Genomic DNA, 15,641 nt, shown 5'->3' on the forward strand with positions numbered 1-15,641 from the left:
TTACTGTAAAAAGGGGGTAAATATTCTGATAATATTTGCAATTCTTGAAAATATAATAAATAATAAGAGAGTGAATTTCGAATTCCGAATGATTAGATGGGGTGAATGAGTTTGGTAACATTTAAAGATTTTGAATATAAGCGTCCGGATTTAGAGCAAATGAAAGAACAGACAGCTTCATTATTGAATGAGTTTAAAGCTGCCACTACAGTAGATGAACAAAGTGAAGTTATCGAAAAATTAAATGCGATTCGCAACACATTTTCTACAATGGCTAATATCGTCTATGTACGTGCATCAATTGATACAAATGATGAATATTACCAAAAAGAACGCGACTATTTCGATGAAGTAAGCCCAATGGCCGATGAGCTTGTGTTCAATTGTTATACGGAGCTTGTAAAATCGCCTTTCCGTGCACAACTGGAAGAAAAATGGGGCACGCAGCTATTTGCATTAGCTGAAAACTTGTTAAAAGGTTTCTCGCCCGCAGTAATCGAGCTTATGCAAAAGGAAAACAGATTAACGTCTGAATACAGCAAGCTCGTTGCTTCTGCTCAGATTGAATTTGACGGCAAAACTTTGACATTGGCACAGCTTGGACCATATGCTGAATCTACAGAGCGTGATGTTCGTAAGGCTGCGCGTGAGGCAAGCGCCGATTTTTATGCTTCAAACAAAGAAAAATTCGATGCAATTTATGACGATCTTGTAAAGCTTCGCCATGAAATCGCGACAAAATTAGGATTCAAAAACTATGTGGAGCTTGGCTATGTAAACATGAACCGCATTGACTACAATGCAGAGATGGTCACAAAATTCCGTGAACAAGTGCGTGAATATATCGTGCCGCTTGCAACAAAACTGTACGAGCGCCAAGCAGAGCGCATCGGTGTGGAAGACTTTAAATTCTATGATGAAGGTTTAACATTCTTAACAGGAAATGCCGTACCTCAGGGTGACCCGCAATGGATTATCGATAACGGCAAAAAAATGTACGAAGAGCTTTCTAAAGAAACAGGCGAGTTCTTCAACTATATGATCGAACATGACCTGATGGATTTAGTTGCAAAAAAAGGGAAGGAAAGCGGCGGATACTGTACGTTTATCGAAGACTATGATTCACCGTTCATCTTCTCGAATTTCAATGGAACATCAGGGGATATCGATGTTTTGACACATGAGGCAGGGCATGCATTCCAGGTGTATTCAAGCCGAAATATCGGGATTCCGGAATACTTATGGCCGACATATGAGTCAGCTGAAATCCATTCGATGAGTATGGAATTCTTTACATGGCCCTGGATGGAGCTGTTCTTCAAGCACCAGACAGATAAGTATAAATTCTCGCATTTGAGCAGCGGGTTACTATTTTTGCCATATGGTGTGGCTGTTGATGAATTCCAGCATGTCGTGTATGAAAATCCGCAGATGACGCCTGCAGAGCGCAATGCGGCATGGAAGGACATCGAAGCGAAATATTTACCGCACCGTGATTATGACGGACATGAATATTTAGAGTCGGGTGCGATTTGGCAGCGACAAGGGCATATTTATGCAAGTCCATTCTATTATATCGATTACACATTGGCGCAAATTTGTGCGTTCCAGTTTTGGAAACGTTCACGCGAAGACTTTGATGCAGCATGGAAGGATTATGTTCACCTATGCGGTCTTGGCGGTTCATTTGCCTTCACAAAGCTTGTTGAGGAAGCGGGCCTGATTTCCCCGTTTGAAGATGGCTGTGTGGAGTCTGTCATCGGAACAATCGAAGACTATTTGAATTCAATCGACGATAAGAAGCTTTAATGAATGAAAAGGATAGTTTCGCGGCAGAAATTGCGCGAAACCATCCTTTTTTCTTTTGTATTTTATGACACTTTATGGCATGCTAAAACGTACATAGTTTTATAGTGAAAAATAAATGAAACAACACTGTGTAAAGGAAGTGGGCCAATGACGAGAAAACTGTGGTTTCAAGTGGGGATAGGCATTCTAATCTCGCTTTTAATCATCAAATATTTTATTGAAATCCATGCTATTTTTAATCCGATTGTCATTATCTTTACGACGATTCTTGTACCGCTATTACTCGGTGGTGTACTCTATTATATTTCGGAGCCGCTGCAGCGTGTATTGGAAAAGCGCGGCATGCCAAGATGGGGAAGTTTAATAACAATCGTCCTTCTTCTCGCAGGTTTAATGACAGGCTTTTTATTGCTTGTCGGAACGCCGATCGCCACCCAGGTGAACAAGCTCGTTGAAAATGCGCCGAACATTGCGAAAGAGATAGAAGACGCGTTTAATTATGTATTGGATAATCGCGAAATTTTACCGCCGCAAATTGAGGAGTTTGTAGAGTCCATAACAAATTCCATTCAAGCGATTGCAATCACAAGCAGTAAATACCTTGTTACATTTTTAAGCGGTGCGGTAACTGTGACATTCACATTAATATTAGTGCCGTTCTTCTTTATTTTCATGTTGAAGGACCATGAAAAGTTTGCCCCTCAAATTTATGATGTTTTCACGGGTAATGCACGCACATGGGTGAAAAAGACATTGGAGGATATCGACAATGTATTGAGAAGCTATGTTCAGGGACAGGTGCTTGTGAGCTTTTTATTAGCCGTTATGATGTTTATCGGTTATTTATTCATTAAATTGGACTATTCATTATTGCTCGCGCTTTTTGCGTTTTTCATGAATATGATTCCGTTTATTGGCCCATGGGTATCTCTTGTGCCGGCTGTCATTGTTGCGCTCATACAAAAACCGATTCTAGTCGTGTGGGTATGTGCCATTACATTAATTGCACAGCAGGTAGAGAGTAACTTCATTACACCGAATGTAATGGGGAAATCTTTGGATATCCACCCTCTGACGGTTATTTCGCTTGTTCTTGCAGCCGGCAATATTGCAGGGTTTATCGGAATACTCATTGCCATTCCTACGTATTGCGTCATTAAAGTAATCGTTCAAAACCTTTATCATGAACGCAAAAAGATTAAAGAAGCGGCAACAAAGACGGTATAATTGTGGAGCATATGTGACAAGCATATGCTTCTCTTTTTAATTCCGGTTGAACACGGTATACTTATTTATTAAACGGCCTCATTTTATTATTTGGGGCGAAGGCGGTGACTCTTGGGATGTTCGTGGAGGTCCAGGCCTATCGACAGCCTTGCCGCAACGGAAAAAAGCTGCATGAAGAAAGTTTATACAGAAGAAATTACAAAGGAGCAGACAATGCTAACATTTGAACAAAAACAGGGAATTATCGAATCATTTCCACAGTTGACAAAAAAGGAAATTTCGCTGAAACGCATCAATTACCATTTTGAAGAAAGTCTTTACGAAAAAACAATCGTCGTAGAAAAGCTTCATCCAAACGGCAATGGTTTTGTTTTCGTTGGAGATTTAGTGAAATACGAAAAAGAGGCAAACGATAAAGGACTTGTGAACATTCGTGATTACAGCGAAGAAGCATTAAGTGAAATTGTACGCGATGTGATCGACTATTTATCTGAAGAAGAAGAGGAAGATTTACCGATCATCGAGACATGGACATCGCGTGAAGGGGCGACGCTTGAACTGGAATTCAACGATCGTTCATGGAACATTTATCATCAGGGGAATTTAGAGGAATCATTCGGTACGCGTGAAGACGCTGTTGCTTATTTACGTGAGGAAGGTTTCCGACTTTCAAAATAGATAAGTGAGGGAAATGAAGTATGGGACAGGAGCAACACTCGAAAGAAATATCCGGAAATAAAGTGGCTAAAGTTATTATCGGTACGATTTTAGCTGCATCGATCGTAATTGTAATTGTCATTCAAGCATTTTATATGGTATGGGAGCCTAAAGAGCCCAAGCAGAATGAGCATCAGGATGAAAATGAGCAGCCGAGCTATTCAAAATCGGCGATGGCTGATTTTGAAGAGCTATTGTATTTAGGATGAATGATCAAGATGACTTCATAAAAATATTAAAATCCCTCTTTTTGAATTTCTGAACGGGAGGGATTGTTCTTATTGTCCACTAATAAGTGTAGCCAGCTTTGCGCAGAGTGATTTTCCTCTTCGGGGAATTCCTTCAAAGCCCTTTCCAAATCAAACAGCCATCCGCTCCGGTTCACTGGGCAGATGGCTGTTTTTCATTGTCCAGGCAAACCGCACCAATCCCTCGCCTCCATGCAAAAGGATGGCACTGAAAAGCCCCGGGGATTTTCAGCGAAGCGGCAAGAAAGAGGTAGATTCCAGCAATTCGAGATGAAAAGGATCTGCCACTAACAGTTGGGAGATCCGTTTAAGTGCCCACTCCAATAAATAGACGGAAAAATTCCCCTTATTTAAAAAATACAATAGAAAATGGCCTTAATAGACGGAGAATTTCCGCCTATTGACCTGAAAAACATGAAAATAGAGGGTTTTTCTTTGGATAACCGGAAAATCTCCCCTTATTTGTCCCGAAACGAGCCCTTTTGTGAAAATAAGCGTAAAATCTCCGCTTATTTTTCCCTTTCTTCTTCCCCTTAATCAAAAGCCAAAATCTCCATCGGGAAATTTGAATTCCACCTGATACGGGAAAGGGGCATTCATTAAAAATGAAATAATACCTTTTTCTATTCAAATTGAACAAAAAGGGTCTTATTTTCATCAAAAAAGTTAAATAACCGTTGTGTTGTTTTTCAGCGCCCTCCTTGCAAAAGTGGTGGAATGTTTACTTTTACATCGAGCCCTCCAATGTTTCTCTGAGTTGAACATGCGCTTTAGTGCTTTTGTTCGTTATTAAAGGTTTATCTTGTGCCTTTCTTAAACGGCAGCCACCAGTTCCAATCGCCGAATAGCTTCATGAAACTTGGTACGAGCATAAGGCGGATGATCGTTGCATCGATTGCTATTGCGATCGCAATGCCGACACCGATTTGCTTGACAGGCATTACATCGGTAAACGCAAATGCCCCGGTAATGACAATCATAATAAGCGCCGCGGATGTTATAATTTTACTTGTTGATACAAGCCCGTCTATTGTTGCCTTCGTATTTGACGCGCCTTTTAAATATTCCTCTTGGATACGGGAAATTAAAAACACTTCATAGTCCATGCTTAGCCCGAACACTAAACAGAATATAAGTACAGGAACGATCAGTACAATTGCGGTTGCTTCCAGCCCGAAATGTCCGTATTGGAAAATGTAGACGAGAATCCCGAATGTAGCTCCGAGACCTAAAATGTTCATAATAATCGCCTTTAATGGAATTAAAATCGATCGGAACGCAATCATTAAAATAAAGAATGTGGAAACAATGATGATCGCAATGGCAATAAGCACTTTATTCGCAATCTCATCAAAAATTTCCTGGTTGAATTTTGCTTGACCGGACAATGCAAAATCGACGCCGAGATCCTTATCAGTCCATTCGCGCACAAAATCCTGCGCTTCTGATGTTGAGCCGGTTGTATTTAAATACGCGACCATATACATCTTATCCTTTTTGATGAAGTTTTCAGCCACTTCATCCAGAGCTCCAGGTGCTTGCGGGTTGCTGTTTGCCATTTCCCACATTTCGGCCGATTCGATATTCGCCACAGTAAACATCGATGTTACACGGTCTACCAATGGATCGTCTAAAAGCTGCTGCTGGATATCGAATATTTTTTCGAGTCCTTCCGTCGTATCCCAGCTATCATAATTTTCGGCAAGCAGGAAGACAGGGGTATTTTCCCCGATGCCAAATTCCTCATTAAGCTTGTCGAATGTTTGGCGAGATTCATATGACACGGGCAGCGATTCAGCAGAGGGGATTGCCAACTCGATATCCTTAATCGGAATCATGGCAGCACATAGTAGTATAACCGCCACAAAGATGATAGCTACAGGGCGCTTCATCACAAAAGCGGCGAACTTTTGCCAGCGTGAGGCGGTCGGCTTAATGCGGAAAATGCGTCCTTTATTTAAACGGTCCCCGAGCAGTGTTAGTGTTGCCGGTAAAAGTGTCAGCCCTGTTAACACTGCCAGCAGCACGACAATTGTGCCGCCCAGTGCGATATTCATGAAAATTTCGACATTAATAACGACCATTGCACCAAGTCCGATCATGACACAAAGCGCGGAAAAAATAATCGAACGCCCGGCTGTTTGTATAGCTGTTTGCACAGATTGCTCGATTGAATGCATATTGCGCTCTTCGCGATATCGGTTAATTAACAGTAAGGCAAAGTCGATACTTAATGCCAGACCGAGCATCGGCACAATATTGAGCACGAAAATCGATAAGCTCACACTATCCCCTAAAAGAGCCAATAATCCAAGAGTGATGACAACCGTTGCCCCGCCTATTAAAATCGGCAGGAGTGAAGCAACAATCGAACCGAATGCAAGCAGCAGCACAATTAAGGCAATTGGAAGCCCAATTGTTTCCGCTTTAATTAAATCGTTTTGACTCGCTACATTAATATCCTTTGAAATAACAGGTTCGCCTGTAATGGAAATCCCATTATCTTCTCCAAGCCTTTCACGTAGCTCATCGATAATAGGAAAGTAATCGACAATAGTATTATCAAATTCCAAAATACCGTATGCATAGCCATCATTATTTAAATCTTCTGCACCGACAGGAGAAGTAATGGCATGTATTTCTTCGATTGCTTCTAAATTTTCAATTGCTGCAGTGATTTCCTCGTCTGTTTTATTGTCAAACAGGACAAAGATCGTTTTTGCTGGTAAATTGAATGTTTCGGATAACTCATTCGTCACATATGAGTGGTCGCCATCGTAGAAAAATCCATCGCCCTGTAATTTATTCGGTAATTGAAGTGCAAAAAATGCGAGGAAGACTAAAATCGCGCACCAAATTATAACGATTGGCTTTGCGAATTTTGTGACAAGTGCTGCGAATTGTTTCATAAAATACCGCCTTTCTTTTTCCATAAATACAGTGTAATAGATTCATGGGAAAAAAGAAAAGAGGGAGGGTTGTTCGAAGAAATATTTCGAAGCATCCCTACCCTCCATGTTAGAAGAATATATTTAATATTGTATAAATAACCGCTGCCATAACCGCTGAAATCGGCATTGTAATAATCCATGTTGTAATGATTTTACGTGCCATTCCCCAGTTTACGCCTTTTACATTTTGAGCAGCACCAACACCCATAATTGCAGAAGAAATAACATGTGTTGTTGATACAGGCAAGTGAATTAATGTCGCACCAAAAATGATTGATGCAGAAGAAAGGTCTGCAGCAGCACCGTTTACAGGACGGATTTTCATAATTTTACCGCCAACTGTTTTAATGATTTTATAGCCGCCGATTGACGTACCAAGACCCATTGCAAGGGCACAGGCAAAACGTACCCAGACTTGCACATCATCCGTCGTTTGCCAATTGGCTGCGATAAGTGCCATTGTAATAATACCCATCGCTTTTTGGGCGTCATTCGTTCCGTGTGTAAATGACTGGACTGCCGCAGTGAAAATTTGCATAATGCGGAAGCCTTTATTTGTTTTATATAGATTCATGTTTTTAAATATAAATTTCATTAATGTCATCATCAAATAGCCGGCACAAATAGCGATAACCGGTGAAGCCAATAAAGCGATAATAATTTTTGTGAAACCGCCATAGTTCAAAACCCCAATACCCGATGCTGCGATGGCTGCACCTGCAATCGAGCCGATCAGTGTGTGGGAAGAGCTTGAAGGAATTCCAAAATACCAGGTTACCAGGTTCCATGTAATCGCTGAAAGTAATGCAGCTAATATGACGACAGAACCGATTAATGGCGCTTCAGGTGTCGATAGTGAAAACGGATCGACGATATCTGACGCGATTGCTTTTGCCACTCCTACAAATGTAATGGCACCGAGAAAGTTCATGATGGCAGCCATTACGACAGCCACGCGAGGCGGCAGGGCACGTGTTGAAACAGATGTCGCGATGGCATTTGCTGTATCGTGGAAACCATTAATGAAGTCAAATGCGAGTGCAAAAAAGACTACTAAGACGGTAATGATAAGTAGTGTGTTCATTAAAAAGGACTCCTTATTAATTACGCGTTACGCATAATGATTGTTTCGATTGTGTTTGCGACAGTTTGACAGTAATCGGCTATTTCTTCCAATTGCTCATAAATATCTTTGAATTTGATTAGACGGATCGGATCTTTTTCATTTAAAAATAGCTTTTTGATTGATGACCGCAATACTTCATCACATTCACGCTCATAATCTTTAATTAAAATCGCGTGCTGACGCATCCCAACAAGATCTTTTTTGTTTAATAGCTCCATCGCTTTTACAATTTCATCCGTGGATTTTGCGATATACGCCAAAAAGTCACGCATCGAATCATCGATTTCTGTCAATGAAAACATTTCAAAATGTCCAATTGTACCTTCTGTTCCATCTAAAACATCGTCCATGCGGATCGCCAATGATAAAATATCCTCACGCTCAATCGGTGTCATAAATGATTTATTCAGCATGACGATCAATTCATGGATTAATTTATCGCCCGCTGTTTCGTATTGCTTCATACGAATGCTAATTTCCTTTAAATCCGCAACCGTTACAATGCGGGAATCATTTGCATAATGAATTCCTTCACGCATGTTTTCGGCAATTTTTAATAGTGCCGCGAAAAATGGATCTTGCTTCTTTGAACTGAACATGGAATTGCCTCCTGAATCTATATAATCAAATTGTATTTAAAATTTAACCTCAATCATCATAACAAAAACTTTAAAAAATCTACACAAAATTTACGCTTGTCGTCTTAATCTTTACAATTCTGTAATATAAGCCGCTATTGAACATTTTCCCTCTTTTAGTCAATAGTAAGCAAATTTTTGGAATGATGAGAAGAAATCCGCTATATGAGTAAATGCTTGAGCTCTTTTTCCAAAAAGGGAGCCGCATTTAAGAAGCGCACAAATTCGTCATATTTTGCTCGTTGTTCATTTGTCGGCTTTTTCCCTGTAAAGTATGCACGAATTAAAATGTTTTTCGGTGTATTTTCCATATCGATGAATTCCAGCAGCTGTGTTTCATAGCCGACAAGCGATAAAAGCTCTGCACGAATCGAATCAGTCGCCAATGCGGCGAAGCGCTCCTTCACTAGCCCGTGCTGCGTCATGATTGACAATGCAGGCGTCTGAATCTGGCGATTGAGCTCATGCTGACAGCAAGGGACACTTAAGATGACTTTAGCCCCCCATTTTACCGCACGCGCTAAAGCCATATCTGTCGCCACATCGCAAGCATGAAGGGTTACAACCATATCGACAGCTGTTTCCTCATTAAAGTCATTAATATCGCCAACTAAAAATTGGAGATCCTCATACTGCAAATCCTGTGCAATGCGATTGCATTCTTCAATTACTTCCTTTTTCAAATCAAGGCCTGTGACATGGATATCGAGTCTTTTTTCAATCTTTAAATAATGATACAACGCAAATGTTAAATACGATTTCCCGGAACCAAAATCCAAAATACGAATTGGTTTACTTTTAGGCAAATGTGCCAGTGAATCATCGATAAATTCAATAAATCGGTTAATCTGCTTAAACTTGTCGTATTTTTGCTTTTTTATTTTTCCATCTTCGGCCTGCACACCTAAACGTACTAAAAATGGGTGGATTTTCGAATCATCCAATAAATATTGCTTTTTTCGGTTATGCGTTAAATTCACTTCTTTTGCTGACGCGTTTTGGTCTGATTTCCAGAGCACTTTGTTTTTTTTCGAAAGCTGCACTTGTATCGTCTGTTCCTGAAATTCTGCATGCACTTGTCGGAACTGTTCAAAAAGCATTTCGAATTTTGCCGCCAAATCATGCAGGCCAATATTTTCGTGCCTTAAAATACGCTCATATTGATACTCAAGCTGAATCATATAATCCCCGCGTATTTCCACTGGTTTTAGCTTTATCCTTTTTAAGTCATTCGATTTTTGACGAGGCTGACTAATTGTTGCCTGAAGTAATGTTTTATTAGAAATGAGTGCAAGCAGCTGCACTTTCATTTGTTCAAATTCCATAAAAACCGCCTTTTCTTTTTTCCGTATAATCGTGTTCCTTATAGTATTATAATGCGCTTTTGTCGTGTCATTGTACAGGCTTTTGAATTGTGTGATACGATGGAAAAAAGGTTTGCATGAAGCAAGGAGGCAAAAGCTTGAAAGATGTAGAAGTATTGATTGAACGCGGTATATTAGTTGGTGTGAATTTACAGAAGGATGAGCATTTTGATTATTCAATGGAAGAATTGGCGAATTTGGCGGAAGCATTGAATGTGGAAGTTGTCGGTATGGTGACGCAAAATTTGGAGCGGGTGACACCATCGCATTATGTAGGTACGGGGAAAATTGAAGAAATCCAAGCCTTTTTTGAGGAAACGGATGCGAATATCGTCATTTTCAATGATGAGCTATCGCCATCGCAAATTCGAAATTTAGAGCGTGATTTACAGTGCAAAGTGATTGATCGCACGATGCTTATTTTAGATATTTTTAGTCGCCGGGCGAAAACACGTGAAGCGCAATTACAAGTGGAGCTCGCTCAATTACAGTATATGCTGCCGCGTCTAGTTGGGCTTCATGCGTCTTTATCGCGTCAAGGCGGAGGCACAGGAGGCGGATTTAAAAACCGTGGTGCGGGGGAAACGAAGCTAGAGCTGGATCGCCGAAAAATCGAAGACCAGATTTCAAAAATCAAAAAAGAATTGGAAGCGGTGAAGGAACAGCGCGAAACACAGCGGAAGCAACGCCGCAAAAATGCTGTACCTGTCGTTTCGATTGTAGGCTATACAAATGCAGGGAAATCCACGATTATGAATCAGCTGCTGGCAAAAGCCGGTCAAAATGATACGAAGCAGGTGTTTGAAAAAGATATGCTGTTTGCGACATTGGAAACATCCGTCCGCAATATTGATCTCGAGGACAATAAGTCATTTTTATTAACGGACACAGTAGGGTTTGTCAGTAAGCTTCCGCATCATTTAGTAAAGGCATTCCGCTCGACTTTGGAAGAAGCGCGGGAAGCAGATTTGCTATTGCATGTAGTCGATGTTTCAAATGAAGAATACCGCTTCATGATGGACGTAACGAACGAAACATTGAAAGCAATCGATGTGGAGAACATACCGACAATTTACGTTTACAACAAATCCGATTTGGCGAATGTGGAATATCCGTTAGTAAGCGGGGACAATATTTGGCTATCCGCTAAGGAAGATATCGGGCTGGATGAATTGCTGCAGCTTATCCGCAAGCAAATCTTCGCAAACTATATAACGTGCCAAATGCTTATTCCGTATGAGCAGGGCACAATCGTTTCTTATTTAAATGAGCATGCAACCATTTTGGAAACAGCGTACGAGGAAGAGGGCACGCTTTTAACAGCAGAATTAAAAGAAATTGATTATAAAAAATATGAAAAATATGTTGTGAAATAAAAGTATTTTTTATATGTCATTGCAAAAGCTAAAGTACTGCGTATTCGCAAAGTACTTTAGCTTTTTATTTTGTTTAAGGAGATTACTCCAATATAAGGAAGAGTCTAAATATTTTCTTTATATAGTTAATTCCTCTATAATACAGATCGTCTAGTTGTGATAATCTGTTCAATTTATCTGAAAATAACGAAAAAACTCAAAATTATAACATTTTGATTATTTGTTGATTTTGCTTAATTATTGCGTTAAAGTGTTGGAATATATTATTTCAAATGTCAGACAACAGACTTTATTGTCGGAATATTTATTAATCGGAGGAGATTTCGAAATGTATACAAAAGAAGAAATTGTGAAATCTGTTCCTCAAACAGGATTTGTTGGTCAACCTAAAGGGTTATTTACATTATTCTTCACAGAGTTTTGGGAACGATTTTCTTATTACGGTATGCGTGCCATCCTGCTTTTCTACATGTACTACGCGGTTAAAGATGGCGGATTAGGATTAGATCGCACACAAGCAAATATTATTATGTCGATATATGGTTCATTAATCTATATGTCAGGCATTATCGGCGGATGGATTGCCGACCGAATTACTGGTACGCGTAAAGCGGTATTCTATGGCGGTATATTAATAATGATCGGTCATATTTTACTTGCGTTGCCGCTCGGTGTTTCAGCATTATACTTATCAATGTTCTTCATTATTATTGGTACTGGTTTATTAAAACCGAACGTTTCATCAGTAGTCGGCGATTTATATGCACCAAACGATGCACGTCGTGACTCTGGTTTCTCTATTTTCTACATGGGTATCAACATGGGTGGTTTCTTAGCGCCGCTTTTAGTTGGTTTATTCCAAAAAAACTGGGGCTTCCACGCAGGATTCAGTGTAGCTGCAGTAGGTATGTTCATTGGGTTGGTCGTTTATTTAATGTCACAAAAGAGCCTTGGTTTAGCAGGTTCTGTAGCACCGAACCCACTTTCGGGTGAAGAGAAGAAAACAACAGTCCGCAATTTCACAATCGGCGGCTTGGTCATTGTTGTTTTAGGTGTCATTGCTTACATGACAGGTAACGCAAACATTAAAAACTTCTCTGTATTAATTACGATTCTTGGTGTCACGATTCCGACATTATTCATTTTTTATATGTATCGCAGTCCAAAAACAAATGCAGACGAAAAATCTCGTTTATTAGCATATATCCCATTATTCATTTGTGCGGTTATGTTCTGGGCAATCGCAGAGCAATCTTCAACAATTTTAGCGACTTTTATTGATACACGCACAAATTTAAATTTATGGGGTTTTAAAATCCCGGCAGCATGGTTCCAATCATTTAACCCGTTATTCATCATCACAATGGCTCCATTATTTGCATTATTATGGACAAAATTGGGGAATGCTGGTCCATCGACACCCCGTAAATTTGCATATTCATTATTCTTTGCAGGGGCATCATTCTTAATTATGATCGCGGCAATTGTTATAACGCCAGAAGGCACATTAGTAAATCCATTATGGGTTGTACTGTCAATCTTCTTAGTAGTATTAGGTGAGTTATTGCTGTCGCCTGTTGGTTTATCTGCAACAACAAAATTGGCGCCGGCTGCATTCGCAGGTCAAACGATGGCATTATGGTTCCTAGCATCAGCTGCTGCCCAAGCAATCAACGCACAGCTAGTTCGTGTTTATGAAATTGTATCAGAAACAATGTACTTCGGTGTATTGGGCGGTTTATCAATTGTGATTGGTATTATTATTTTATTCATCTCGCCAATCATCTCAAAAGCGATGCGCGGCATTAAATAAATTTTAAAACCTTTATTTATAGATTTTCTATAAATAAAGGTTTTTTCTTTTGGTTAGAAAGGAATAATAAAAGTTAACTACTTTAAAAGGCAACTTGTGGTATATAATGGAATTGGGGCTATGCTTATAATAATGGTCTACAACAGAATTTTGGCAAGGAAGCTTGAATGCTTCGCCTAAATTGCTGCAGGCGATTCCCGAAGGTTACACACACCTTAACAGGCCATGTAAGATGGCATGGTGGATGACAGGTGTACGAATAAAACAAGGGTAATTTGAATGACACTATAAAAAGTAACTATAGGGGAGGCAAAAATTATGTTGGAATCAGTGACGATTAAGGAATTAACGACAATTGAGCAAATTGAAGAGGCACGCAAGCTGGAGCATGGAATTTGGGCTGTCGGAAGCATCCCTGTTCACCAAACGATTGCGACGATCCGCAATGGCGGGATTGTACTTGGTGCATATTTAAATGAAGAAATAATCGGCTTTAACTATAGTTGCCCGGGATATATGGATGAGCATGTGTACTTGTATTCCCATATGCTCGGTGTTAAGCGTAATTACCGTGAGCAAGGTGTAGGAGAGTTGTTAAAAAATTATTTGAAGGATATTGCGATTGAGCGTGGTTATCGAAATTGCCGCTGGACATTTGATCCGCTTGAAGCGCGCAGCGGATTTTTAAACTTTTCCAAATTGCGCAGTCATAGCGACACATATATTGAAAACTGTTATGGCGAGATGGAAGATCCATTTAATAGAGCACTGCCTACAGATCGTCTTTGTGTGGAATGGCAGCTTGTCGATAATGATTATTTGCGCTGGGATGCAAAAGTTGAGGAGCTGCTTGATGAAGCGAAACCGATTGTAAATTGGGGCGCAAATACGGTAGGACTTCCAACATTGGATCCGGAGCAAAAATTCAGTAAAGAAGAAGCGCTCATTCATGATGCATATACATTACCGATCCCAACAAACTTCCAGAAAATAAAGGTCGAAAGTGCGGCTTTGGCGGAAGATTGGCGCTACAAAACAAGACATATTTTACAAGCGATGTTTGAACAAGAATATAAAATTATTCACTTAAAGAAAAAAGATGAACATATTAGTCATTACTTGCTTGTAAAGCGCTCTTTATTCGCTCTATAGTTATTCGCTGTTGAAATGATGAATAGGAGCAATGTACATGAAATTGACAGAAGTGACAGTGCATGAACTATTAATGCGCATGAAAACGCCATTTGCAACGAGTCTCGGAACGATGCAAAATAAACGCTTTTTAGTGCTGGAAGCAAAGGACGAAAGCGGTATAATCGGCTGGGGGGAAGGTGTCGCTTTTGAGGAGCCTTTCTATACTGAGGAGACGTTTAAAACTTCTCTCCATATGCTGGAGGACTTTTTAATTCCTGCATTACTGGGCGCAGAGCTGGAACACCCGGATGATGTGCATGAGCGTTTTCGATCCATTCGCCGCAACAATATGGCAAAAGCGGCGATTGAAGGCGCGGTATGGGATATTTATGCACAACTGATGAAAAAGCCCTTAGCGGCAGTCATCGGAGGGGCACAGGAAAAGATCGAAGTGGGTATTAGCATCGGTTTACAGCCTACAGACGAACAGCTTATCACGACGATTCAGCATTATTTGGATGAGGGCTATAAGCGAATTAAAGTAAAAATCAAGCCAGGGAAAGATATTGAACTTTTGCGTACAATTCGGGTAAATTTCCCTGCCATCCCTTTAATGGCAGATGCAAATTCCGCTTATACATTAGAGGATATCGAGCGATTAAAACAGCTTGATCAATTTAATTTAATGATGATTGAACAACCGCTTGCCCATGATGACTTAATCGACCATGCCATATTGCAAAAGCAAATCAAGACACCGATTTGCTTGGATGAAAGCATCAATTCTTTAGAGGATGCCCGAAAAGCGATACAAATCGGGAGCTGTGGTGTGATTAATATTAAAATCGCAAGGGTTGGCGGTATTAGCGAGGCGAGAAGGATTCATGACTACTGTATGAAGCATCATATTCCTGTATGGTGTGGGGGCATGCTGGAGGCAGGTATCGGCCGTGCCCAGAATGTGGCGCTTACAAGTCTTGCCAATTTTACGATGCCAGGCGATACGGCAGCTTCTGAGCGTTACTGGCATGAAGATATTATTACCCCCGAAGTAACGGTAAAAGACGGATATATTGCCGTTCCCAAACAACAAGGGCTCGGCTATGAAGTAAATCATGCATTAATAGAAAAATACAGTGTAAATAAAACAACATACCGGATATAAATGAAAGACCACAATTCGTCGAAACATTGTGGTCTTTTAAATTTGATGTTTTTCTTCCTATTATATACATACT

Annotated in this window: 12 protein-coding genes; 8 read left to right on the forward strand and 4 right to left on the reverse strand. The window is 40.2% G+C overall.

Going from position 1 to position 15,641, the window contains the following annotated elements; genetic code table 11:
- The first annotated feature begins 105 nt into the window (after window positions 1-105).
- The 4 genes from ACTHOQ_RS08280 (at window position 106) to ACTHOQ_RS08295 (ending at window position 3,962) form a co-directional block, all read left to right on the forward strand.
- On the forward strand, window positions 106-1,809 hold the full coding sequence (locus tag ACTHOQ_RS08280; RefSeq protein ID WP_440495412.1) for a M3 family oligoendopeptidase: 1,704 nt from the start codon (window positions 106-108) through the stop codon (window positions 1,807-1,809).
- Window positions 1,810-1,956: 147 nt separating this feature from the next.
- Window positions 1,957-3,036, forward strand: a complete 1,080-nt coding sequence (locus ACTHOQ_RS08285) for an AI-2E family transporter (protein ID WP_440495414.1) — start codon at window positions 1,957-1,959, stop codon at window positions 3,034-3,036.
- Window positions 3,037-3,249: 213 nt separating this feature from the next.
- Window positions 3,250-3,714, forward strand: a complete 465-nt coding sequence (locus ACTHOQ_RS08290; protein ID WP_440495471.1) for a hypothetical protein — start codon at window positions 3,250-3,252, stop codon at window positions 3,712-3,714.
- Between the two features lie 20 nt (window positions 3,715-3,734).
- The gene (locus tag ACTHOQ_RS08295; protein ID WP_440495415.1) at window positions 3,735-3,962 is read left to right on the forward strand and encodes a hypothetical protein; all 228 of its coding nucleotides are present in this window, start codon (window positions 3,735-3,737) and stop codon (window positions 3,960-3,962) included.
- An 836-nt stretch (window positions 3,963-4,798) separates the two neighbouring features.
- Here the strand turns inward: ACTHOQ_RS08295 and ACTHOQ_RS08300 are convergent.
- The 4 genes from ACTHOQ_RS08300 to ACTHOQ_RS08315 form a co-directional block, all read right to left on the reverse strand.
- Window positions 4,799-6,910: an MMPL family transporter gene (locus tag ACTHOQ_RS08300; protein ID WP_440495417.1), complete on the reverse strand. Its 2,112-nt coding sequence runs from the start codon at window positions 6,908-6,910 to the stop codon at window positions 4,799-4,801.
- Between the two features lie 109 nt (window positions 6,911-7,019).
- Window positions 7,020-8,036, reverse strand: coding sequence for an inorganic phosphate transporter (locus tag ACTHOQ_RS08305; protein WP_440495419.1), 1,017 nt, complete (start codon window positions 8,034-8,036; stop codon window positions 7,020-7,022).
- A gap of 20 nt (window positions 8,037-8,056) precedes the next feature.
- Window positions 8,057-8,677, reverse strand: coding sequence for a DUF47 domain-containing protein (locus ACTHOQ_RS08310; protein ID WP_440495420.1), 621 nt, complete (start codon window positions 8,675-8,677; stop codon window positions 8,057-8,059).
- Window positions 8,678-8,877: 200 nt separating this feature from the next.
- Window positions 8,878-10,041, reverse strand: coding sequence for a class I SAM-dependent methyltransferase (locus ACTHOQ_RS08315; RefSeq protein ID WP_440495422.1), 1,164 nt, complete (start codon window positions 10,039-10,041; stop codon window positions 8,878-8,880).
- Window positions 10,042-10,157: 116 nt separating this feature from the next.
- On the opposite strand from ACTHOQ_RS08315, the gene hflX reads away from it, so the two are divergent.
- From hflX to menC, 4 genes are all read left to right on the forward strand, one after another.
- Entirely contained in the window at window positions 10,158-11,456 is a 1,299-nt protein-coding gene (gene hflX / locus ACTHOQ_RS08320) for a GTPase HflX (RefSeq protein ID WP_440495424.1), read from the forward strand.
- Between the two features lie 328 nt (window positions 11,457-11,784).
- Window positions 11,785-13,269: a peptide MFS transporter gene (locus ACTHOQ_RS08325; RefSeq protein ID WP_440495426.1), complete on the forward strand. Its 1,485-nt coding sequence runs from the start codon at window positions 11,785-11,787 to the stop codon at window positions 13,267-13,269.
- A 318-nt stretch (window positions 13,270-13,587) separates the two neighbouring features.
- Window positions 13,588-14,421, forward strand: a complete 834-nt coding sequence (locus tag ACTHOQ_RS08330) for a GNAT family N-acetyltransferase (RefSeq protein ID WP_440495427.1) — start codon at window positions 13,588-13,590, stop codon at window positions 14,419-14,421.
- Between the two features lie 37 nt (window positions 14,422-14,458).
- The gene (gene menC / locus ACTHOQ_RS08335; protein WP_440495429.1) at window positions 14,459-15,568 is read left to right on the forward strand and encodes an o-succinylbenzoate synthase; all 1,110 of its coding nucleotides are present in this window, start codon (window positions 14,459-14,461) and stop codon (window positions 15,566-15,568) included.
- Window positions 15,569-15,641 lie beyond the last annotated feature (73 nt).

This window comes from Solibacillus silvestris, from assembly GCF_051967575.1.
GTDB classification, from domain to species: domain Bacteria; phylum Bacillota; class Bacilli; order Bacillales_A; family Planococcaceae; genus Solibacillus; species Solibacillus silvestris_B.